This is a genomic window from Maritimibacter sp. DP1N21-5, assembly GCF_019218295.1.
In the GTDB taxonomy this organism is placed as follows: Bacteria; Pseudomonadota; Alphaproteobacteria; order Rhodobacterales; family Rhodobacteraceae; genus Maritimibacter.
Genome location: NZ_JAHUZF010000004.1, coordinates 320,343 through 341,693 on the forward strand (window position 1 = coordinate 320,343; position 21,351 = coordinate 341,693).

Below are 21,351 nucleotides of genomic sequence, written 5' to 3' on the forward strand. Positions count from 1 at the left end.
GCGGCCCGGCTCACGCCGGGTCGTATGATTGAGGGAGGACATCTTGAGTCAAGTTCTGAAAATGGCGGATGGCACGATCGCCCTGCTGGCCAAGGCCGCGACGGCCTGCGCGGCAGGGGTCGTCCTTGTCCTCATGGTGCTGGGGGTGGCGGACCGTGTCCTGACCGAATTTTTCGCCCGCCCGATCCCCAGCGCGATCGAATTTCAGCGGCTGTTCGAAGCGGTGCTCATCTTTCTGGGGCTGGCCGGGGTTCAGTACCGGAAGGCCCATATCAAGATCGACATCTTGTCCGAGATCTTTGGCCCCCGGCTCGAACGGATCACCGACATCTTCGGCCAGATCGTTTCGATCCTGTTCTACGCGCTCATCTCCTGGCAGGCCTATCTTCTGGCCGCGCGCAGCATCGCAGTTGGCGAGACATCGGCAGGTCGCATCGACATCCCGGTCGCTCCCTTCAAGGCCTTTGTGTTTATCGGAATGACGATTGCGCTCGTTGAAGCCACGCGGCAGCTCGTCCACCTCCTGCGTCCGCGCGGGGCGCCCGTGATGGAAGGCCAATAACATGGATCCCGTCGTTCTGGGGCTTCTGTCCCTTGTCGCTATCGTGATCATCTCGCTCTTCGGGGCGCCAATCGGCGCGTCCATCGGGCTCGTGTCCGCCTTCGGTTTGTGGATGACCTCGGGCTGGACCCTGATGACCGTCAACCTGAGGACGATCCCGTTTTCGACCGCGGCAGAATACGCTTTCATCGTCGTTCCAATGTTCGTGCTGATGGGCAACGTCGCGGCCTCTGCCGGGATCATCGAGTCATTGTTCACGGTGGCCGCGCGCTGGCTTGAACGGGTGCGCGGCGGGCTTCTGGTCGCAGTGACCCTTGCATCCGCCGGTTTCGCGGCTGTGTCCGGGTCGACAGTGGTCAACGCGGCCGTCTTTACGCGCATGGCCCTGCCCGAGATGGTGCGGCAGGGCTACGACGCCCGCATCAGCGCCGCCGCCATCGCTGCGGCCGGCACGTTCGCGGTCATGATCCCGCCGTCGCTCGGGTTCGTGCTGTACGGCATCATGACCACGGAATCGGTCGGCAAGCTGTTCATGGCCGGCCTTTTGCCGGGCGTCTTGACCGCGGTCGTCTATGTCCTGTTGATCCTCGTCGGCGTCCGCCTTCGTCCGCATTGGGCCCCGGTCCCCGTCAACACCACGTCCTTCTCCGAAAAGCTCGCCTCGCTCAAGACCCTCTGGGGCATGGGGCTGCTCGTCGCGATCGTATTGGGCGGAATCTACACCGGGTTCATGCCGCCCTCGGTCGCAGGTGCCGTCGGCGCAATGGGGGCGATCCTGATCAGCCTTGCACAGCGCAGGCTGACATGGGCCTCGCTCTGGGGTGATCTGAGCCGCACGGCGGTACTGACCAGTTCCCTGTTCTTTATCGTGATTTCAGGGTTCATCTTCGCTCGCTTCCTGACGACCAGTGGCTTTGTCCCGGAGCTGACGGATGCGGTCAGCGGGGCCGGCATCGGCAAGTGGGAATTTCTTGCCATCGTCACGGTGACCTATCTGGTTCTGGGCATGTTCATCGACGGCGCATCGATGGCCGTGATCACGCTGCCGTTTGTCTATCCAATCGCGCAGGAGCTGGGGATCGACGGTCTTTGGTTCGGCGTCCTCTTCGTCAAGCTCGTCGAGATCGGGGCGATCACACCCCCGGTGGGTCTGAACCTCTTCACGGTGGTCGCCGCCAGCGAGGGCCGCATGAAGGCGGTGGATCTGATCCGAGGCATCATGCCCTTTCTTCTGGCTGAGATCATCGTCCTTGTCCTCATCGTTGCGTTCCCGGCCATTTCGACATGGCTGCCCGCTCAAATGAACTAGTCCCCGTTTGAACGGGGCACTCGATGAACCAGATCGGGTCAAACCGAACGTTTGGAGCCTATCATGAAAGCCGTCGGCTATCTCACGTCGCGTCCTGCGACCGATCCCCAATCGCTCTTCGACTTCGAAGCGCAGACACCGCGGGCCGAGGGACGAGACCTGCTCATTCGGGTCGAGGCGATTTCCGTCAATCCCCTCGATGCCGTGCAGCGGATGCGGCGCGAGCGGGCGGAGGGGCCGCCGATCATCCTTGGCTGGGACGCAGCCGGAACAGTGGTCGCCCGGGGACCGGACGCGCACCTCTTTGACGTCGGGGCGGCGGTCATGCTGTCGGGCGACATGCGAAGGGACGGCGCCAACGCGGAATTCGTGCTGGCCGACGAGCGGGTTGTCGCGCGCAAACCGTACACGCTGGGCTTCACCGAGGCGGCGGCGCTCCCGCTCACTGCGATCACGGCCTACGAGGCGCTCTTCGACCGGTTGAAGATCGCTTGCGCCGACGGAGAAGGTTCGGGGCAAGGCGGTCGGACAGAGCAGGAAACCATACTTCTGATCGGTGCGGCGGGCGGCGTCGGATCCATGGCGGTGCAGCTTCTGCGAGCCAAGACCGGGCTCCGCATCATCGCAACGGCCTCCCGCCCGCAATCGCGCAACTGGCTGATGGATCTGGGCGTGGACGCGGTCTTGGACCACACGAAACCGCTCGCCCCGCAAATGGCACAGATCGGTGTGTCTGACGTGCGCTATGCCTTTCCGCTCAACGGGACAGTGGAGCATTGGCCGGACATCGTGGAGTGTCTCGCCCCAGAGGGTGAAGTGGTCGTGGTCGACAATCCGCAGGGGATCGACGCGGCGGCCCTGCGGCTCAAGGCGGGCGCGCTGCACTTCGAGATGATGTGGACCAAGGTCTTTCAGGGCGGTGATCGCCAGTCGGCAATCGGAGCGCTTCTGGGGGAGGTGGCCGATCTGGTCGACGCAGGCAAACTGCGCTCGGCAGCCTCGCAAGATTTCGGCTCGATCACGGCCGCGAACCTGCGCCGTGCTCATCAGGCGGTCGAGACCGGCAAGACCATCGGGAAGATCACCCTGACGGGCTTCGGGACCTGAGACGGCTTCGCGGCACCTTGCTCGCACCTACCGAACAGGGCGCCCGGTCGGGCGCCCTGTCGCGTTCTGGCCTAGAACGTGTTGTCCAACCCCGCCGCAACCCATTGGTATCCGTCGCCAAAGCGGTCGAGGTGCCCGACACCGGGAAAGGGGAAGTGGTAGGCGAGGAACGCCATGCGCTCGGCCTCGAGCATTTCGAACAGCTTCGTCCGTGACTGCACCATCTGGTCCGGATCGGTGTCGAAGCCGAACTTGATGCCAGGGTAACGGGTGAAGAGGACATGGTGATGCGCCAGGTCGCCCGCGAGCAGGAGCGACTTGTCCCCGGACGTCAGGCGAAAACAGCTGTGACCCGGGGTATGGCCGAAGGCTGCGATCGCATGGACGCCCGGCAGAACCTCGTCGCCGTCTCGGAAGATGGTGATCCGGTCCGCAACCGCCTCGAGCTCTGTACGACAGGTTGGCATGAAGGGCCCGAGGAGCGGATGGCTATCATTCTGGGGATCGGTGAAAAAGCCGTGTTCGGCCTCGTGCAGATGGACCTGCGCGTTCGGAAAATTGGCGGTGCCGTCTTCGCTGGAGAGCCCCCAGACGTGGTCCGGATGGGCATGGGTCAGAACCACGTCCGTCACGCTCGCCCCGTCGATCCCGAGTTGCGCAAGATTTGACATGAGCTTGCCTGGATCGTCACCGAACGCTGGCGCGCCGCCCGTCCCGGTGTCGAACAGGGCAAGCCGGTCGCCGGACCTGATCAGAAGCACGTTCTGGTCGAGTGTCATGTTCTGGTCGTCGAGGTGGTTGTTGCGCAGCGTCTCGCGGATGACGTCCTCGGGCTGTCCCTGAAGAACCTTGGTCGGGTCGCCCTGTGCCAGTGGCCCATCGGACAGCACAAGGGCGTCGATGTCGCCCATGCGAAACCCGTGCCAGCCGGGGTTGCCCGCAGGCAGCGTGGCCGAGGGTGCCGTTTGCGCGCGGGCCGTGGTCGCGCCCGTGGCCGTCGCCGCCGCTGCTATCGTCGCCAGTCCTTTCAGCATCTGCCGTCGTCCTATCTCGGTATTCATCGTTCTCTCCCTAAAATGTACGTACAATACGTTATCATGTGATACAGGCGCCATTTGTGCTCGGCAATAATGGATATAATCGGAAAGCGAAGAATCTCTCTTGCAAAAATGTACGTACATTTAGTAGAACCGAGTCGATGGAGGAACACATGCAAGACACGTCATACGAGGACATCATTTATGAAGAGCGGGACCGGGTTGCGCACATTACCTTCAACCGGCCGGACCGGATGAATGCCTTTCGCGGCCACACCTATGGGGAGGTGGCCGACGCGGTGCTGCGTGCGGGCTGGAACCGGGACGTGGGCGCGATTGTCCTCTCCGGTGCCGGCGGTCGCGCGTTCGGGGTTGGCGGCGACAAGGATGAAAAGAAGTCGGATCGGGTCGGTCGGGGGCGCGGCATGTTGGGCCCTGCCGTGGAAGAACTCCAGTCCGCCATCCGTGACGTGCCGAAGCCTGTCATCGCAAAGGTTCGCGGCTATGCCATCGGCAGCGGAAATGTCCTCGTAACCCTTTGTGATCTTTGCATTGCTGCCGACACCGCCCGCTTTGGTCAGGCGGGGCCCAAGATGGGATCGGTCGATCCCGGTTGGGGAACCGCGTTACTCGCACGCACCGTCGGCGAGAAGAAGGCGCGCGAGATCTGGTACCTGTGCCGCCAGTACAGCGCGGCGGAGGCACTTGCGATGGGCCTGATCAATTGCGTCGTGCCCGAGGCCGAGCTGGACGCAGAGGTGGATCGGTGGTGTGCCGAAATCATCGCGAAAAGTCCCACCGCCCTTGCCATCGCGAAACGGTCTTTCAACGCGGATTCCGAGAACATCCGCGGGATATCCAACCTCGCGTTTCAGGCGTTGGCCCTCTACTTCGGTACGCCGGAGTCGATCGAAGGCGGTGCGTCGCTTCGGGAAAAGCGGCCCGCGGACTTTTATGGCGCGCGCGACCATCAGCGCAAACCTACATGATTTGTCAGGACAATTCCGATGTGCGTCATGAACAAGAATAGGACGGACAAATCATGACCGTTTGCAACCTGCTCGCCGGTGTTCGGGTCGTGGAAGTTGGCACCCGGATGGCCGTGGCAGCCTGTGGCAACGTGCTCGCGATGCTGGGTGCGGAAGTCGTACGGCTGGCCGATGGCGGAGGCGATTCCCGACGGTCCGAGGTACTCGCTACAGGCAAGCGGCGCGTGGCGATGTCGTCCGCGAGACTGGATGAGGGTGTGCAGGCGCTTCTGAGCGAGGCCGACATCCTGCTTACATCGTCCGACGTCGATGCCGTCATTGCCGGTCGCGCGCAGGGGCAGATACGGTGCGACCTGACCGCTTTTGGCACCTCGGGGCCGTTCGCCGGGCGGCCTTTGCCCGATGAACTGGTGCAAGGCTGGGCAGGGGTGGCCGATACGACCGGCGACCGGCAGGGGCCGCCCGAGATCACCGGGGCGCCCTTCGTGTCGATGGAGGCGGGAGTCTACGCCGCGGCGGCCGTTCTGGCTGCGCTCTTTGAGCGAGATGCCAGTGGGGAGGGGCAGGAGGTCGAGATCGCGCTCTACGATGTAGGGGTGAACGCGCTTCTGACCTTCGTGCCGCTCGTGACTGCGGGCCTTCCCGCCACCCGAAACGGCAACCGGCATCCGACGATGACGCCGTGGAACAGCTATCGCGCATCGGATGGCCGCTGGGTGCTGATCTGTGCGCCGACCGACGCGATGTGGGCAAAGCTCTGCGCGCTGATGGATCGCCCGGCATTGGCCGAGGATCCCCGGTTCGATACCACCACCGCGCGGCTCGCCAATGTGGCCGACATCGACGCCGTGATCGGCGCATGGGTCGGCGGTCTGCCTGCGGACCGCGTCGTGGAGATCGTGAACGGGGCGGGGCTGCCTGCCAGCCCGATCCTGACCATCGGCGATCTCGAGTCCGAACCGAACGTCGTTCACCGGGGACTGTGTCGCCGCGATCCCGCCAGTGGCCTTGTGGCGCCCGGAAATGTTTTTCGCGCGACGCAATGGCAGGATCGCGCGGCCCGCCAGCGCAAATCCGCGGCCGTCTCCCCGGCCTCGGACAATCAGGGTCCGCTCTCTGGCTTGCGCATCGTCGAGATCGGCATGAACACGGTGGCGCCGCTGGCAGGGCGTCAACTGGGTGCGCTCGGCGCAGACGTGATCAAGATCGAGCCGCCAACGGGCGACACGAACAGGCACAATGCGCCCCTGAATGCGGCGGGCGCGAGCTATGTCTTCATGCTCTCCAACACCGACAAGCGCGGATTGGTTCTCGACCTCAAGACACCCGCGGACCGGGAGGTTCTTTTCGATCTTCTGTCCACCGCCGACGCCCTGATCGAAAACCTCAAGCCCGGCGCGCTGGAAAAGCTGGGACTGGGTGCCGAGGCCGTGAGGGAGCGGTTTCCCCATCTTGTCTACTGCAGCGTCAACGGATTTGGTTTCGACACGGTCTATCCGGGGCGCCCCGCGCTCGACACCGTCATCCAGGCCATGTCCGGCGCGCTTGACGTGACACGCGTCGCCGGGATGCCGACGAAGGCGGGGATTTCGATTTCCGACCAATTGGGCGGGCAGTTCGGGCTGGTCGCGCTGATCGCGGGGATGCGTCACGCACGCAATACGGGCCTGGGCTTACGCTTTGACCTCGCGATGCAGGACGCAACGGTCTGGGCGACCTGTCTTGCGTGGAACGCGCCGGACCGGCCCGCCCCCTTTCGGATCGCACAAACGACGACGGGCTTCGTCATCCTGCCCACGGACTGCACCATGGATATTTCGGGACACACGCGAGAGGCGGCGCTGAACCTGCTCGCAACAGCGGGCATTCCGGCGGCGCCAGTTCTGAGCGTGTCAGAGGTGCTGGAGCATCCGCAGACAAGGGCGCGGGAATTGATCCTGAGTGCCCCGACCCCGGACGGCGCCGTGTTCGACGTGCTGGGCACCCCCATGCGGCTGTCGCGGACGCCGGCGCGCACGGGCGGGACCATGGCCGCACTCGGCCATCCTGACCCCGCGCTGCGTCGAGAACTGGCGGCGCTCGCGCGGTCCCGGAATACGCGGCAAGTGCCTTCAACGGTGGAGGGACTGTCGTGACGCGGCCCGAACGACTGTCGTCCCTTGCCGGAAGCGTCGCGATCACGGGCGTCGGCGAAACCGACTACGCCGCCGACCATGCGGCGCTGAAACGGGGGCATGTCCGCACGGACGCCTACGGGTTTGCATCCATCGCCTTTCGCCGGGCGCTGGCAGATGCGGGCCTGCGGCGCGAGGACATCGACGGCCTCGTGGTCGGTCAGGCGACCGCGACCGAACGCACGGCCGAGGTGCTTGGGCTCGACCTGCGCTGGTCGGCGCAGGCGGATGCGGTCAACGCCGTCATACAGGGTGCCATGGCCATTCACGCGGGCCTCGCCGACTGTGTCGCGCTCGTCTACGGCAACGATCAGCGCAGTGCCGGCACCCAGTACGGAGGGCCGCGTGCCATGGGGGGTGACCGGTTTCTGGCCTATGTCTACTACGCCCCTTGGGGCCTGACGTCGCAAGGCGCCCTCTACGCGATGATGGCCAACCGCTACATGTCGGAGCACGACCTCATGCCAGAGGATCTGGGCCGGGTCGCGGTCGCGCAACGCGATTTCGCCCGGATGAACCCGCAGGCCATCATGCGGGACAGGCTGACGCTCGAGGCCTATATGGCGGCCCGGTACATCTGCGAGCCACTGCGGCTGTTTGACTATTGCCTCATCAACGACGGCGGCGTGGCGCTGATCATGATGTCGGCCGAACGGGCACGTGGAAATCCGCGCGCGGTGCATCTGGCGGCGCTGGCGCGGGCGGATCTGAACGCAGGGGCAACGAGCCTGCGCCCCCGGCTTCTGGACTATTATCACAGCGCCCATCGCAAGGTCGCCTCGGACATCTACGAGGTCGCGGGTCTGGGCCCCGACGAGGTGGATTGCGTACAGGTTTACGACAGCTTCACGGCGCATGTTCCCTTCGCCCTCGAAGGTTTCGGATACTGCCCGCCGGGCGAGGTGGCCGGACTGATCCGCAGCGGGGCGCTGGGTCCCGGTGGCCGGCTGCCTCTCAACACCTCCGGCGGGATGCTGTCGGAAAGCTACATGCAGGGTTGGAACCATCAGGTCGAGGCCGTGCGCCAGTTGCGGGGCGAGGCGGGCGATCGGCAGATCGCGCGACGCCGTCACGTGCACTACATGTCCGACGTTGCCGGCAAAGTCGCGAGCATCATGTACCGGGGGTCTTTCGCATGAGCGGTCAACGCCCCCTGCCGATGCGCGGCCTGTACGATGACGAATTCTGGGACCACGTCGCGCGCGGGGAATACCGGATGCAGCGCTGCGAAGACTGCGGGTTCATCCGCTATCCGCCCGCCCCCTGTTGCCCCGAGTGTCTGTCAGAGGCGGCCCATTGGGACGTGCTGTCCGGCACGGGCCGGATCGTGTCGTGGACCCGGTTCCATCGCCAGTACTTTGACGACCTGCCGGCCCCCTACGTGGTGGTCAGCGTCGCAACGACCGAGGGGCCGATGGTGATCGGCAATCTCGTCGGCGCTGCTGGCTTGGAGCCGATGATCGGGGCCGCCGTCGAGCTGCAGTTCGAGACGATCGCCACGCCAGAGGGCGAACTCCGGTTGCCGCAGTGGACCATGACAAAACGCATTCCAGACAAGACACACCTTCAGGAGGACAAGACAGAATGACGACGACGATCGAAGAGGCACGGCCGGTGGCACGTGGCCGGAATTTCGATGTGACGGGCCGGGTGGTGATCATCACCGGCGCGGGACAGGGCATCGGGCGCGAATACGCCCGCCAGTTCGCCGCCGCGGGCGCGATCCCGGTGATCGCCGAGATCAACCTCGACGCGGCAGAGCGTGTGGTTGCCGAGATCGAGGCAGAAGGTGGGCGGGCGATGTCCGCACGCACCGATGTGTCGGACCCTGCGTCCGTCGATGCGCTCGTCGCATCGGTCATGGAGGCGCATGGCCGCATCGACGGCCTCGTGAACAACGCTGGCATCTTCTCGACCCTCAAGATGCGCGACTTCACGTCGATCCCCCTCGAGGAATGGGATCTGGTGCTCAGGGTGAATATCACGGGATGCTTCCTGATGGCGCGGGCCGTGGCGCCGATCATGAAGTCACAAGGGTGGGGGCGGATCATCAACATCACCTCCGGGTCAGTGCCTCTCGGGGTGAAGAACTACATGCACTACGTCACGTCCAAATCGGCCCTGATCGGGATGACCAACTCTATGGCGCGCGAGCTGGGCAGTCATGGGATCACGGTCAATGCCGTGCAACCCGGCGGCACGTTCACCGAAGTGCCGCGCGAAACCGTGACTGAGGCTGGCAAAGCCTGGTTGCGCGACACTCAGTGCATCCCGCGTGAAGAGGTTCCCATGGATCTCGTGGGACTCGTGATGTTTCTGAACACCGAAGCGGCAGGCTTCATCACGGGCCAGACCATCGCATGCGACGGCGGCTTGACCCATTGGTGATGGCAACCTCGCCCGGGTGGCCAAAGCCTCCCGGGCGGAAGTGACGTCTTCAATGAGCATCGTTGAACTATTGGATACGAGTTGCCGTCTTAAGTAGCGTCACGAGCCCAGCGCTTTGCTTGGTTTAACCCTGATTTCGGGTGAGCAGGCGGAACAATCTGGATGTGCGGTAGTCGCCATTCGTGCGCTCCGGGCTCCGAGGACAATAATCATGTGGCCTTTATCCTCCAATTCTCACTTTGCGAAAACTCAGGTTCTGCGGCACGAGAGGCTGGATGATCGACCACTCGAGGTCCGTCAGGTCAAAGCGTCGGCGCATCGTGGTCCCCCCTGTGGCAGGGGCAGTGAATCATGCTCCGAGTTTGGAGGGAATCCTCGTTATGGGTCCACGCTCTAGTTCGAACTTCTGCAAAAGCCCCGTCAGGCCATCGATCGTTTCTCGCACGTCCAAATCACTTTCTTCACATTCGCAATCAATGGTTCAGGCTTCGCCCGCTGGGTGGGCGGAGCTGCACCGCCGCAACAACTCATCGCAGACAATCTCCATGCTCGGGCGGAGGGCGTCCAGACTTGGCTTGGTCAAGCGCTGTCCGGTGATGGTAATCGGTGTGTTGTTCAGTAGTCGCCCGACGACCTCTTCGAGGACGCCGGCCTCCATCGCAACTGTCGCAAAGGTACGACGATGCGTGTGCGGTGACCATTTCAGTCGTTGCGGGCCGGTGAGGTGACCCGCCGCGCTCTTTGGTGATGGAAAGACCCAGTCGCGGCTGAGGCCACGCAGAGGTCCCAAAATCTCGTGATGCGATTGCAGGATTGGGAGATCGAAGCTGCGTCCGTTTTTCGTCATCGGGATGTGAAGGTGGTCTTCGTGAACGTTCTGCCATTCCAATGCGAATGCCTCGGATTTGCGGAGGCCAGTGAACAGGATCAACTCGTAGAACGCGGCGTGGATGGCATTGGGAAGCGCGTCGATCGTATCCCGCCACTCCTTCAGGTCTTCGATGGTCTCAACTTTCGGCCGTTCCTCGAACCACTTGATTGCCATGGTCGGGCACTCGGGCAAATCCGTCGTACGTCTCGCGTGGTTTCAGACGGTCCGGAAATACTTCAGGGCATGGTTCGCTCCGGACGGAGTTGATGCCATCGACCTGTGGCGAGCGACCACCTGCGCTTTGGTCGATTTCATCGAGTGGGCGTTTCAGCCAATCCTTGAGATGGAGATCGAACTGCTGCCTGATGCCAAGCTTGTGTGTTTCTGAGCGGAGCTTTGGACGCGCCAAGTAGGAATCGAGCGCTGCTTCGAGGGTAGGGACCCTTGGCTGCACCAACTTTCCAGATCCGCGGCTCCACTCCAGCGCGTATTCCAAGGCAGCCTGTCGCGCGATCTGTGCCGACACGATCGGATGGCGCCCGATCAGGATGCGCTTCGTCTGTCCGCCAACATCCTTCTGAAAGTACCAGGTCTTTGAACGCTTCCCGACGAAGAGGCCCAGGCCTCTCAACTCACTGTCCCAGTGCTTGAGGGTGCCTGATTTCGAGAAGGGGAGCTTCGAAGTGTAGGTCTCTGTGAGCTTGGGCATTTTTGCAGGCTTTTTGAAGGTAACGTCACGATATCGGGCGCAACTACGTGGTGCACCATGCAATCATTTATTAAATGAAATGAAAGTGCTAGCAATCCTGCGCAGTTGGGCGAAACTCAAGACACATGCTTGGAAGGCTGAGGTCTTACCATTACACAACGCCCGCTCAGCGAATTCGTACCTATGTCATCGCCTTTGCGGGGTCAAGACGGGCCCGCAAAGTGGGTGAACCCAGATTCCGAAGTCGGCCCGCAGCTTTCGTTCGCCCGACGAGGAGAGGCGGGTTTGACGTTGGCGACGTGGTGCATGGTTGCGGTCGTCGAGCTGGTGGATCAGATGCCTGCGCCCCCGGACGAAAGACGGGCCCCGCCAAGTCGGAGCCCGTCCTGATCGAGGTCAGGTCTTCCGATTACTGGGTCAGCTTCGCTGTGATCTGTGCGAAGAGTTCTTCGTTCTCGGCATCACGGCCCACGGGCTCTTGCGTATAGCTGATCTTCACGATGACGATGTTGTTCGTCGGATCGACACGGATGAACTGGTGATGCAGGCCAAGCGCCATGAAGACGTCGCTCGCGGCGTCGGTCCACCACTGGTATTGGTATCCGATGGGCTCGCCCTCGGCGACGGGTTCATAGCCCTCGTCGGGCACGGTCGCCTCGGTTACCCAATCGGCGGGGACCACCTGTTTCCCGTTGGCCATGCCGCCCTGAAGGAACATCTGGCCAAATCGCGCATGATCGCGGCCCGTAACGGCAAGACCCGCGCCAAAGAACTCGCGGCCCACGTCATCCGGCCCGTCCATGATCCAATAGGCATCGCTTTCCGCGCCCATCGGCTGCCAGAGCTTTTCGGACATGTAGTCGGCCCCGGTCCGTCCGGTCACCCGTTCGACGATGCAGCCCAGGACGCTGGTGTCGAGTGTGGCGTAGTTGAACACGGCATCCGGTGCATTCGGACCGGGCTCGCTTTCATTCGCCGCGTAGTCGCACCAACGATAGGTGTAGGCGACGAGCGAATTGTCGTGGACCGTTGTGAGCTGGGTCTCGCTGCCGAACTCGTAACGTTCCTCCCAGTTCACGCCCGACCGCATGCGCAGCACATCGCGCACGGTCGGCCCGTCGTAGCCCGAGCCCTCCATTTCGGGCAGATACTTCGTGACCTTGTCGTCGAGGCTCTCGATCAGGCCATCGGCCAGCGCGAAGCCGATCAGGGTCGAGGTGTAGGACTTCGCCACCGAGAAGGTCAGGAACCGTGTGTCGGGGCCACTGCCATTGCGGTAAGTCTCGTGAACGATCGCGCCGTCCTTGAGCACCACGAGCGCGTTGGTCCGGGTCCGCTCCAGAGCGCCTTCGAGGTCGAAGGTCTCGCCCTGGATGGTGTAGTCGCCTTCGAGCGACATCGGGTTCTCCGGCAAGTCCCAGACCGCGTCACCTGCGGCCACGGTTCGGGTCGCGAACATCTGGTCCATGTGCTGGAACGTCAGGTAGTTGAGGGTGGGCATGAACATGCTCGCCCGCGCTTCGATCATTGTCGGTGTCAGCCAGCGGCCCGGATCGTTCGATTGCGCCAACGCCGTACCTCCCATGCAGGTTAGCGCCGCCGCTGCTGTCAAACCTATCGTGATGTTGTTCAGATAAAACACATGTATCTCCTCTCAAGCGTTTCGATCGGTGTCGACATACTGTTCCCAAGACCGGGTCGTGCTGCGGCCAGCCGTTGCGGGAATGGCATCCCCGCGCGTGTTGGCGTATTCGGGATCACTGGTGTCCCGCCGCGTGGGCGGTGGACCGGCCTCGAATGGCAGGAGCGCTACGGATCATGGACAAAGAACCTCCCCAAAAGTGTCGACGGCTCCATTGCTATTGACGAAAACTTTTTAGTCAATAAAATTTTATATAGGATAAAGAAAGTTTCCCATGAGCAACGCAAAGCAGAAAGCCCAATCCATTGCGGTCCGGGACGTCGCGAAAGCCGCGACGGGTGGCGAAACAGCGGGGCTGAGGTCGAGGAAGAAGGCGAAGCGTCGGGAAGAAATCCTCGATCACGCCCGTGCACTCTTCGGCGAGCAGGGCGTCGATGCGACCACGATGGGCGAGATTGCGGAGGCGGCGGGCGTGTCAACCCCAACGGTTTTCAACTACTTCGGCAACAAGGACGGCATTCTGATCGCCATCATCGCCGAGGGGGCGCAGAACGCGCGCGACAACAGCAAGGTGCTCGAACCACGCACGGATGTGACGTTTCTGGCCACACTGATGACGATCTTCACCGACGTCTCGGTCGAAACCATGCACATCGCGAGCAAGCGGACCTGGCGCTATGCCAACGCTGCGGCGTTGCGGCAGCCAACCACCGAACTCGGGCGTTCGTTCAAGCAGGTGGACGATGCGCTGCTGGATATCATTACCGTCATCCTGTCGCGATACAGTCTCACGTTGCAAAATGGCTCGCCCGGCGATGCGCGCGTTGTAGGTCATCTGTTCTACGATGTCTGGATGCAGACCTTTCAGGACCTCATCCGTGACGACGACAAGACCATCGAGGCTCACTGCGCAGAGTTGAAAGCGCGCTTAGCGCCCCTCTGCGAGATGATCTTTTCTCCCGCGTTCCTAGCCACGCCCACGCTGGCCCCGTCGACACCTGCTTCGCGCCAATCTGAGGCCACCAGACCGGACTAAGGCCAGTCTGCAAACCGGATGGTCCGGTCCGTACCCGTGTCCGATTGGACCGGACCTCGCCTGCGGAAGGCGCCGGGGGTTTCTCCGGTCATCGACTTGAAGAAGTGGTTGAACTGGCTGGCCGACGAAAAGCCCAGCATCGCCGCGATCCTCTCGGCCGACAGCGCCGTGCGCTGGAGCAGGACCCGCGCTTCATGGATCGAGCGTTCGCGGATCAGACGGGCCGGGGGCTTGCCGACCATCCTCACGCAAAGGTCGTGGAGCCGGTCGTATGTGATCTCCATCTCCTCGGCATAGTGGCGTGCGGTCCAGCGGGCGCGGAAATGCGCCTCGACGAGGTTTCGGAACCTGTCGATGTCGCCCCGCCCCTGTCTCTTGCTGTCCCGTGGCAGGACGTCGCGGTCGACGCTGCGCCAGAACAGCACGAGCAGGAGGCGGATATAGGCGGAGAGCGCCACTTCGCTGCCGAACTGCGGGGTCGTCGCTTCGGACGTGATGCGCTGGAAGAGCGCGTCGAGCCTTTGGCCGAGCGAGTCGCTGCGTTCAAATGTGGCGACAAGATGCTGGGTCGCGAACATCCGCAGATCCGCGCCTTCGGCTGCGAGCCCGATGGCATCCTCGAAGATCGACGAACCGAAGAACAGGTAATAGCCGGCGCCGCCCGCCGCGATCCTGAGCCGCGTGTGTTCGTCGAGCGGACCCCAGCGCAGGGCTGGACCCGACATCTCGAACTCGCTGTCGCGGGTTTCGGCGACGGCCTGTCCGCTGTCGAGGTAGAAGACGAACCAGTCGTGGTCGGATGCGGTGGACCGGGCCGCCAGGACCCGTTCCTGCAAAGCGCATTCGATATGTCCCGCGCGGAAACGCGACAGCGGCGAATCGAACATGGTCTCCTCCAAATTCGGGTTTCACATCCATCTTACCCATTTTCTGACAATCCATGCCCATGTTTCGGCATTATTTTTGCAACGGTTCTCGGTCATGCTGATGTCATGGTCACGGCGGGACACACCGCCGGTCCAAGGGAGGAAAATGTTCGAAGCCAAGCTTCATATCCGCGCGGCGGGCGTGGAGGCGCGTGACGGCGCCTTCTTCGAACGGCTGTCGCCGGTCAGCGGCCAGCCGGTCACACGCGCCGTTGCCGCCGGTCCGCGCGACGCGCAGGATGCCGCAAGTGCCGCGGCGGCGGCCTTTCCTGTCTGGCATGCGATGCCCAATGACCAGAAGCGCACCCTTCTGGCCCGCGCCCGCGACGCTTTGGTCGCACACACGGAAGACTTCGTGGAAATCGCAGGCAAGGAGCTTGGTTCGACCCCCGACTGGGTCCGCTTCAACGTGGCCATCGCCGCCGATGTCTTCAACGAGGCGATGAAGATCCCCGATCTGGTGTCCGGCTTCGAGGAAGCGTCGGAACGCGACGGAATCCGTTCGACCGTGATCCGGGAGCCGGTCGGTGTCGTGCTGGCCATCGCGCCCTGGAACGCGCCGGTGACGCTCGCGGTGCGGGCGATCGTCTGGCCGCTGGCCTGCGGGAATACGGTGGTCTTCAAGGGCAGCGAACTTTGCCCGATGCTGCACGCCCGGATTGTCGATGTGCTCTGCGAGGCGGGTCTGCCGGAGGGTGCCCTTACCTCGGTGATCCATGCGCCCGAGATGGCCGAGCCTGTGGTCGAGGCGCTGGCCGCTCATCCTGCGGTGCGGCGGATCAATTTCACCGGTTCCACGCGCGTCGGGCGACGGGTGGCCGAGATCGGTGCCCGGTATCTGAAGCCCTGCGTGCTCGAACTGTCGGGCAAGGCGTCGCTCATCGTGCTCGAGGACGCCGATATCGAAGCCGCCGCTCTGGCCGCGACCTACGGTGCCTACTTCAACCAGGGCCAGATCTGCATGGCGACCGAACGGCTGGTGGTGGTCGAAGACATCGCCGACCGTTTCGTGACGGCGATGGAGGCACAGTGCGCCAATCTGCTCGCCAGGCGAAATCGCGCCAAGGTCGGTGACCTGATCAGCGCGGATGCGGCCCGTCGGGTCGGGCGGCTGATCGAGGATGCGCTCGCCCGGGGCGCCACGCTCGTCGTCGGGGGCGAGGTGTCCGGGGCCTATGTGCAGCCGACCTTGCTCGACTGGGTGACGCCGGACATGCAGATCTATGCCGAGGAAAGCTTCGGTCCCGTGGCCGCGATCATCCGCGCGAGGGACGAAGCCGAGGCGGTGTCGATCGCGAACGACACGCAATACGGGCTGGTCGCCTCGGTCTTCACCGCAGACGAAACGCGCGGGCGGAGCATCGCGCGCAGGCTCGAAACCGGCGTCTGCCACATCAACGGACCAACGGTCTATGACGACCCCTCGCAACCATACGGCGGGGTCAAGGCCTCCGGCTACGGCCGGTTCGGCGGAACCTCCGCCATTCAGGAATTCACCGAGCTCCGGTGGATCACCGTCCAGGAGCCAAGAACCGATTACCCATTCTGGACGTAATCAAAACGCGCGCGCCGCGCGATCTCAGGGAGGAGACACATGAAACGGAGAACATTCTTCAAGGTGACGACGACACTGGCCGCGACGCTGGTGGCGGGCACCGTATTCGCTCAGGAAAACATCATCGTTGGGGCGGTGGCGCCCAAGACCGGCCCACTCGCGGGCGGGGCCGCCGTGACCCATTGGCCGAACATCGCGCTTTGGGTCGAAGAGGTGAACGCGCGCGGCGGTCTGAACGTCGGCGGCGAGCAGCGGATGCTCGAGGTCATCGAGTATGATGACCAGACCAACCCGGCCGAGACGATCAAGGCGGTTCAGCGTCTCGCCACGCAGGACAATGCCGACATCATCCTCGCGCCCTATTCCACGGGCCTCAACATCGCCGCCGCGCCGATCTTTGACCGGCTCGGGTTTCCGCAGATCACCTCGTCGGCAGCGACCGACCAGATCGGCGAACTGTCGGGGCAGTTCGGCGACATGTTCTTCCTCCTGGGCCGGTCGACCGACCTTGCCGAGGATGCGGTCGAGGTGCTGTCGGACCTGCGCGAGGCGGGCGAGATCGGAAACCGGGTGGCCATGGTCAACGTCGCCGATGCCTTCGGGATCGAGCTGATGGCCGTGGGCAGGCCCGCGCTTGAAGCCGCCGGGTTCGAACTGGTCTATGAGACGTCCTATCCGCTGGGCACGCAGGACCTGTCGCCGGTGATGAAGGCGGTGAAAGCGGCGGAACCCGACGCCTTTGTTGCCTGGTCCTATCCGCCGGACACCTTCGGCCTCACCGAACAGGCGATGATCGAGGAGTTGAACGTGAAGGCGTTCTACACCGCCGTCGCGACCGCCTTTCCGTCCTATGCCGGGCGCTTTGGCGCGGCCGCCGAGGGCGTGATGGGCATCGGGGGCGTGAACACGGCGTCGCCCGAGTTTCAGGACTATGCCGCGCGACTGGAGGCAGCGACCGGGTCCAAGCCCGACTACTGGGCCTCGGGCATGATGTATGCCTCGCTCCAGATCCTCGAGGAAGCGATCGAAACCACCGGCACGCTCGACATGGCCGAGGTGACCCAGTTCATCAAGGACAACAGCTTCGAGACCGTGATGGGCACGATCGACTTCGACGACCAGAACTCCAACACCGCCTATTGGACCGTGGGCCAATGGCAGGGTGGCGAGTTCAAGGGGATCAAGGAAACGGGCCGTGAAGGCGCCGTCGCGCCGGTCATCAAGTCCGGCTGGGAATAACCACTCACGACACTGGCGGGTCCGGCGCATGCCGGGCCTGCTCCCTCATCCGGAGACCTCATGGACATTCTCATCACAGGCGTGATCCTCGGCGGCACCTATGCGCTCATCGCGCTGGGGCTGAACCTGCAATACGGCGTATCGCGCATCATGAACCTCGCCAATGGCGAGATGCTCGTGATCGGCGCATTTGCCGCCTTCACCCTGTTCACCGTGGGACAGGTGAGCCCGCTTCTCACGATCTTCCTCGTGGCGCCGCTGGCCTATGTTCTGAACTGGCTGATCTATCGCATCATGCTGCGGCCACTCGTGAACCGTGCCAAGAACCGTGGGATGTTGGAGGTCGATGCGATCCTCACCACCTTCGGCCTGTCCTTCGTGATGGTCGGCATCATGATCTGGGCCTTCGGCGGCGACTACTTCAGCTATTCCTACCTCGCACGACCCATCACGGTCTTCGGGGACAACTACGGTCTCAACCGGGTGGTGGCCTTCGTCTGTGCCGCCATCCTTTGCGCCGCGCTCTTTCTCTGGCTCAACGTCTCGCGCGCCGGCATGGCGATCCGCGCCGTCGCGGTGTCGCCCGAAAACGCCCGCCTCGTGGGGATCGACGTCCCGAAACTCTCGGCCCGCGCCTTCGCGTTGGGCGGGGCGGTCACAGCGGTTGGCGGCGCGGTGATCTCGACCTTCCTGACGCTCGACGCCTCGACCGGGGTCATGTTCACGATGAAGGCGCTCATCATCGTCATCATGGGCGGCGTGGGCGACGTGCGCGGCACGATCCTCGCCGCCTTGGTCCTTGGCGTCGGCGAGACCTTTGTCGCCTCGGTCATCGACCCGGGCCTTACGCTCGTCGCGGCCTATGCGCTCTTCATCCTGATCCTGCTCTTCCGCCCGCAGGGCTTCTTCGGGAGGAAGCCGACATGACGCAGGGTGACTGGAAAAACCTTGGCTGGGGGGCTGCGCTCCTGATCGTGGCGGCGCTTCTGCCGCTGACGGGCGACGGCTACCTGATCTCGCTCGGGGTCTCGATCGCGATGTATACGGTGCTCGCGACAAGCTGGGCGCTGTTCTCCGGCCCGACGCATTACATCTCGCTCGCGACAGCCGCCTTCTTCGGGATCGGCACCTATGTCATGGGGTCGGGGATCGGGTATCTGCCTTACTGGGTGCTCCTGCCCATCGCGGGGCTGATCGGAGGGGTGATCGCCGCGCTTGTCGGTCTCGCCACGCTGCGGCTCTCGGGCGTCTATTTCGTGATCTTCACGCTGGGTCTGGCCGAGATGACACGGCAGGCGGTGACCTGGTATCAGAACCAGACTGGGCACAAGGGCACCTATGTGCTCACCGACCTGACCGATCCCGACATCTACTGGCAGCTTCTGGGCCTCGCCGCGCTCGTGTTCCTGCTGGGCTGGGCCATCGGACGGTCCCGGTTGGGCTTTGCCCTGCGGATCATCGGGGACGATGAGGACGTGGCGCGCCACGTCGGCATCAACACGGCACTCTCAAAGATCGCGCTCTTCGTGGTCTCGGGCGCGACGGCGGCCATCGTGGGGGCGATGATCGCGCCGCGTTACATCTATATCGAGCCGTCGACCGCCTTTACCCCCATGCTGTCTTTCCAGGTGGTGATCATGGCGCTTCTTGGCGGCACCGGGCGGCTCTGGGGACCGCTCGTCGGCGTCATTCCCTTCACGCTTCTGTGGGAGGCGATCTCGTCGTCCTTCCCGAACCAGACCACGCTGCTTCTGGGCCTCAGCTTCCTCGCAATCGTCTATCTGCTCCCCGGTGGCTTCGTCGGTCTTTACGACCGGCTCCGGGGGCGCGCGGTCAAACGGAGTGCCTTGGCATGACGGCGGCAACGGTCATATCCCTGCGCGGTGCGACGAAACAGTTCGGCGGTCTCGTCGCGGTCGACAACGTCAGCTTCGACGTGCGCGAACACGATGTGCTGGGTCTGATCGGTCCCAACGGGTCCGGCAAGTCCACGACGCTCAACCTGATTTCCGGCGCCTTGCCCGCAACGGAGGGCGAGATTTCCCTGCGCGGCGGCACGATCAGCGGACTGCCCGCGCGCGACATCGCGCGCAAGGGCGTGTCGCGCACGTTCCAGCTTGTTCGGCTCCTGCCCTCGATGAACGTGCTGGAGAACGTCATGGCGGGCGGCGTCTTCGGCCATCGCCGCCGCTGGGGTCCGTCGGCCGAACGCCACGCGATGCAGGTTCTGGAAAAGATCGGCATGGCGGATAAGGCCAAGGCCCATATCGGACAACTGACCTATATCGACACCAAGCGCGTGGAGCTTGCCCGCGCACTTTGCGGCGAGCCGGAGGTGCTCTTGCTCGACGAATGGCTCGCCGGTCTCAACCCGACGGAGCTTGCCGAAGGGATCGACCTCATCCACCGACTGCGCGAAGAGGGGCGCACGATCATTCTCGTTGAACATGTCATGGATGCGATCCGGTCGCTCTGCGACAATTGCGTGGTCATGTCCTCGGGCAAGAAGATCGCGCAGGGCTCGACCGACGAGGTCCTGTCCGATCCCGAAGTCATCCGCGCCTACCTGGGGGACGACGATGCTTGAGGTGAAGGGTCTTTCTGCCGCCTATGGCCAGCATCCGGCGCTGAAGAATGCCTCGGTGCGCGTCGGCAAAGGCGAGATCGTCGTCATTCTCGGCGCGAACGGAGCCGGAAAATCGACGCTTCTGAAAGCGATCAGCGGCATCTGCGAGGGCAAGGTCACGGGATCGGTCCGGATGAACGGGCACGAGCTTGTCGGGATGAAGCCCGACCGGATCGTGGAAGAGGGCATTGCGCTGGTGCCCGAGGGCCGGGGGATCTTTGGCGACCTGACGGTGGAAGAAAACCTGATGCTCGGTGCCTATTCCGACCGCGCGAAGGATGCCGAGCGCACGAACCTCGATCGTGTCTATGCGCTGTTCCCGAAGCTCCTGGAAAGGCGCAAGCAGGTGGCGCGCACCATGTCGGGGGGCGAACAGCAGATGGTCGCCATCGGCCGGGCCATGATGTCGAACCCGGCGATCCTGACGCTCGATGAACCCTCGCTCGGGCTGTCGCCGCTGCTGTCGAAGGAGCTGTTCCAAAGCCTCAAGGCGGTGCGCGACACCGGCATCGGTATCCTGCTGGTCGAACAGAACGCCAAGGCGTCGCTCGCCATCGCGGATCGGGGATACCTTCTGGAAAACACCGAGGTCATTCACGAGGATACGGGCGCCAACCTCGCCCGCGATCCCGCGGTGCAGAAGGCCTATCTTGGGGGTGCCGGGGCGAAGAACGGAGCGACGAGGGGCAGGGCGGAGGCCCCGACGACCGGCCCTGTCGCGGCACCCACGACACCGCGCCCGGCGAAAGGCCCCTCGCCCTCGGACATCGCCGCGCAGGCGATGCAGCGGCTCGCGCCGCAGCGCCCGGCAACCCCGGCCCCGGTTCCCGAGCAAATGTCCCGTCCCGCGCCGGCTCCGGCGCCGCGCGCACCGGCACCATCGCCGGCCCCGGCAAGGCCGGCGAACATCGACACGGCGAGTTACGTGTCCAAGGCCGCGGGCCAGTCGTCGCGCCGGGGCGAGCCATCGGTGGCACCACCACGCCCCGGGCCGATGCCGGAACCGCCGAAACCGGCCCGAAACCAGCCTGTCCGAAGCCAACCTGCCCGGACCATGCCGGACCTCACAAGCCACGGCGATCGCCTGCGCGAGGTCCTGAACGAAATCGAAACCGCCGCCGCCCGCGCCCGCGACCGTTCGCGGACCCGGCCCGGCCGCAAACCGTAAGGGAGAGGAGGCA

Annotated in this window: 18 protein-coding genes and 1 pseudogene; 15 read left to right on the top strand and 4 right to left on the bottom strand. The window is 63.8% G+C overall.

The features are described 5' to 3' along the window. Positions 1 to 43: 43 nt before the first annotated feature. From KJP29_RS06090 to KJP29_RS06100, 3 genes are all read left to right on the top strand, one after another. Positions 44 to 562, top strand: a complete 519-nt coding sequence (locus KJP29_RS06090; protein WP_218462670.1) for a TRAP transporter small permease — start codon at positions 44 to 46, stop codon at positions 560 to 562. 1 nt (position 563) lies between these two features. Further along, positions 564 to 1,871 carry a TRAP transporter large permease gene (locus tag KJP29_RS06095; RefSeq protein ID WP_218462671.1) on the top strand — a complete coding sequence of 436 codons (1,308 nt, stop codon included), beginning with the start codon at positions 564 to 566 and terminating at the stop codon, positions 1,869 to 1,871. A 63-nt stretch (positions 1,872 to 1,934) separates the two neighbouring features. Then, positions 1,935 to 2,978, top strand: a complete 1,044-nt coding sequence (locus KJP29_RS06100) for a zinc-binding alcohol dehydrogenase family protein (protein WP_218462672.1) — start codon at positions 1,935 to 1,937, stop codon at positions 2,976 to 2,978. 71 nt (positions 2,979 to 3,049) lie between these two features. Here KJP29_RS06100 and KJP29_RS06105 read toward each other — a convergent pair whose 3' ends face one another. Beyond that, a complete protein-coding gene (locus KJP29_RS06105) occupies positions 3,050 to 4,039 on the bottom strand; it encodes an MBL fold metallo-hydrolase (protein WP_218462673.1) in 990 nt (329 codons plus the stop codon). Positions 4,040 to 4,095: 56 nt separating this feature from the next. Here KJP29_RS06105 and KJP29_RS06110 point away from each other — a divergent pair, with 56 nt between their 5' ends. Genes KJP29_RS06110 through KJP29_RS06130 form a run of 5 tightly spaced genes read left to right on the top strand, consistent with a single transcriptional unit; the run spans position 4,096 to position 9,566 of the window. Beyond that, positions 4,096 to 5,004 (top strand): enoyl-CoA hydratase-related protein, encoded by a 909-nt coding sequence (locus KJP29_RS06110; RefSeq protein WP_370630841.1) that lies wholly within the window; start codon positions 4,096 to 4,098, stop codon positions 5,002 to 5,004. 53 nt (positions 5,005 to 5,057) lie between these two features. Next, complete coding sequence (locus KJP29_RS06115) at positions 5,058 to 7,139, top strand: CaiB/BaiF CoA-transferase family protein (RefSeq protein WP_218462674.1); 2,082 nt, start codon at positions 5,058 to 5,060, stop codon at positions 7,137 to 7,139. Continuing rightward, complete coding sequence (locus tag KJP29_RS06120; protein ID WP_218462675.1) at positions 7,136 to 8,317, top strand: thiolase family protein; 1,182 nt, start codon at positions 7,136 to 7,138, stop codon at positions 8,315 to 8,317. Before KJP29_RS06115 ends, KJP29_RS06120 begins: the two co-directional genes overlap by 4 nt. Continuing rightward, on the top strand, positions 8,314 to 8,766 hold the full coding sequence (locus KJP29_RS06125; protein WP_218462676.1) for a Zn-ribbon domain-containing OB-fold protein: 453 nt from the start codon (positions 8,314 to 8,316) through the stop codon (positions 8,764 to 8,766). Before KJP29_RS06120 ends, KJP29_RS06125 begins: the two co-directional genes overlap by 4 nt. Continuing rightward, positions 8,763 to 9,566 (top strand): SDR family NAD(P)-dependent oxidoreductase, encoded by an 804-nt coding sequence (locus KJP29_RS06130; protein ID WP_218462677.1) that lies wholly within the window; start codon positions 8,763 to 8,765, stop codon positions 9,564 to 9,566. Before KJP29_RS06125 ends, KJP29_RS06130 begins: the two co-directional genes overlap by 4 nt. Before the next feature lie 481 nt (positions 9,567 to 10,047). Here the strand turns inward: KJP29_RS06130 and KJP29_RS06135 are convergent. Together KJP29_RS06135 and KJP29_RS06140 are read right to left on the bottom strand one after the other, a co-directional pair. Beyond that, positions 10,048 to 11,146: pseudogene (locus tag KJP29_RS06135) on the bottom strand (tyrosine-type recombinase/integrase). 409 nt (positions 11,147 to 11,555) lie between these two features. Continuing rightward, entirely contained in the window at positions 11,556 to 12,788 is a 1,233-nt protein-coding gene (locus tag KJP29_RS06140) for a serine hydrolase (RefSeq protein ID WP_218462678.1), read from the bottom strand. A 274-nt stretch (positions 12,789 to 13,062) separates the two neighbouring features. Between KJP29_RS06140 and KJP29_RS06145 the strand changes: the two genes are divergently transcribed. Further along, a complete protein-coding gene (locus KJP29_RS06145) occupies positions 13,063 to 13,824 on the top strand; it encodes a TetR/AcrR family transcriptional regulator (protein ID WP_218462679.1) in 762 nt (253 codons plus the stop codon). On the opposite strand, the gene KJP29_RS06150 is transcribed toward KJP29_RS06145, so the two are convergent. Further along, a complete protein-coding gene (locus tag KJP29_RS06150) occupies positions 13,821 to 14,711 on the bottom strand; it encodes an AraC family transcriptional regulator (RefSeq protein ID WP_218462680.1) in 891 nt (296 codons plus the stop codon). The two genes, KJP29_RS06145 and KJP29_RS06150, sit on opposite strands and share 4 nt — an antisense overlap. 145 nt (positions 14,712 to 14,856) lie before the next feature. On the opposite strand from KJP29_RS06150, the gene KJP29_RS06155 reads away from it, so the two are divergent. From KJP29_RS06155 to KJP29_RS06180, 6 genes are read left to right on the top strand one after another with little or no spacing between them, the layout of a single operon-like run. Next, the gene (locus KJP29_RS06155) at positions 14,857 to 16,305 is read left to right on the top strand and encodes an aldehyde dehydrogenase (protein ID WP_218462681.1); all 1,449 of its coding nucleotides are present in this window, start codon (positions 14,857 to 14,859) and stop codon (positions 16,303 to 16,305) included. Positions 16,306 to 16,344: 39 nt separating this feature from the next. After that, complete coding sequence (locus tag KJP29_RS06160) at positions 16,345 to 17,544, top strand: amino acid ABC transporter substrate-binding protein (RefSeq protein ID WP_218462682.1); 1,200 nt, start codon at positions 16,345 to 16,347, stop codon at positions 17,542 to 17,544. 60 nt (positions 17,545 to 17,604) lie between these two features. Beyond that, complete coding sequence (locus KJP29_RS06165; protein WP_218462683.1) at positions 17,605 to 18,471, top strand: branched-chain amino acid ABC transporter permease; 867 nt, start codon at positions 17,605 to 17,607, stop codon at positions 18,469 to 18,471. Continuing rightward, positions 18,468 to 19,400 carry a branched-chain amino acid ABC transporter permease gene (locus KJP29_RS06170; RefSeq protein WP_218462684.1) on the top strand — a complete coding sequence of 311 codons (933 nt, stop codon included), beginning with the start codon at positions 18,468 to 18,470 and terminating at the stop codon, positions 19,398 to 19,400. The genes KJP29_RS06165 and KJP29_RS06170 overlap by 4 nt, the downstream gene beginning before the upstream one ends. Further along, positions 19,397 to 20,131 carry an ABC transporter ATP-binding protein gene (locus KJP29_RS06175; protein WP_218462685.1) on the top strand — a complete coding sequence of 245 codons (735 nt, stop codon included), beginning with the start codon at positions 19,397 to 19,399 and terminating at the stop codon, positions 20,129 to 20,131. Before KJP29_RS06170 ends, KJP29_RS06175 begins: the two co-directional genes overlap by 4 nt. Then, a complete protein-coding gene (locus tag KJP29_RS06180) occupies positions 20,124 to 21,338 on the top strand; it encodes an ABC transporter ATP-binding protein (protein WP_218462686.1) in 1,215 nt (404 codons plus the stop codon). Before KJP29_RS06175 ends, KJP29_RS06180 begins: the two co-directional genes overlap by 8 nt. The last annotated feature ends 13 nt before the right edge of the window (positions 21,339 to 21,351 follow it).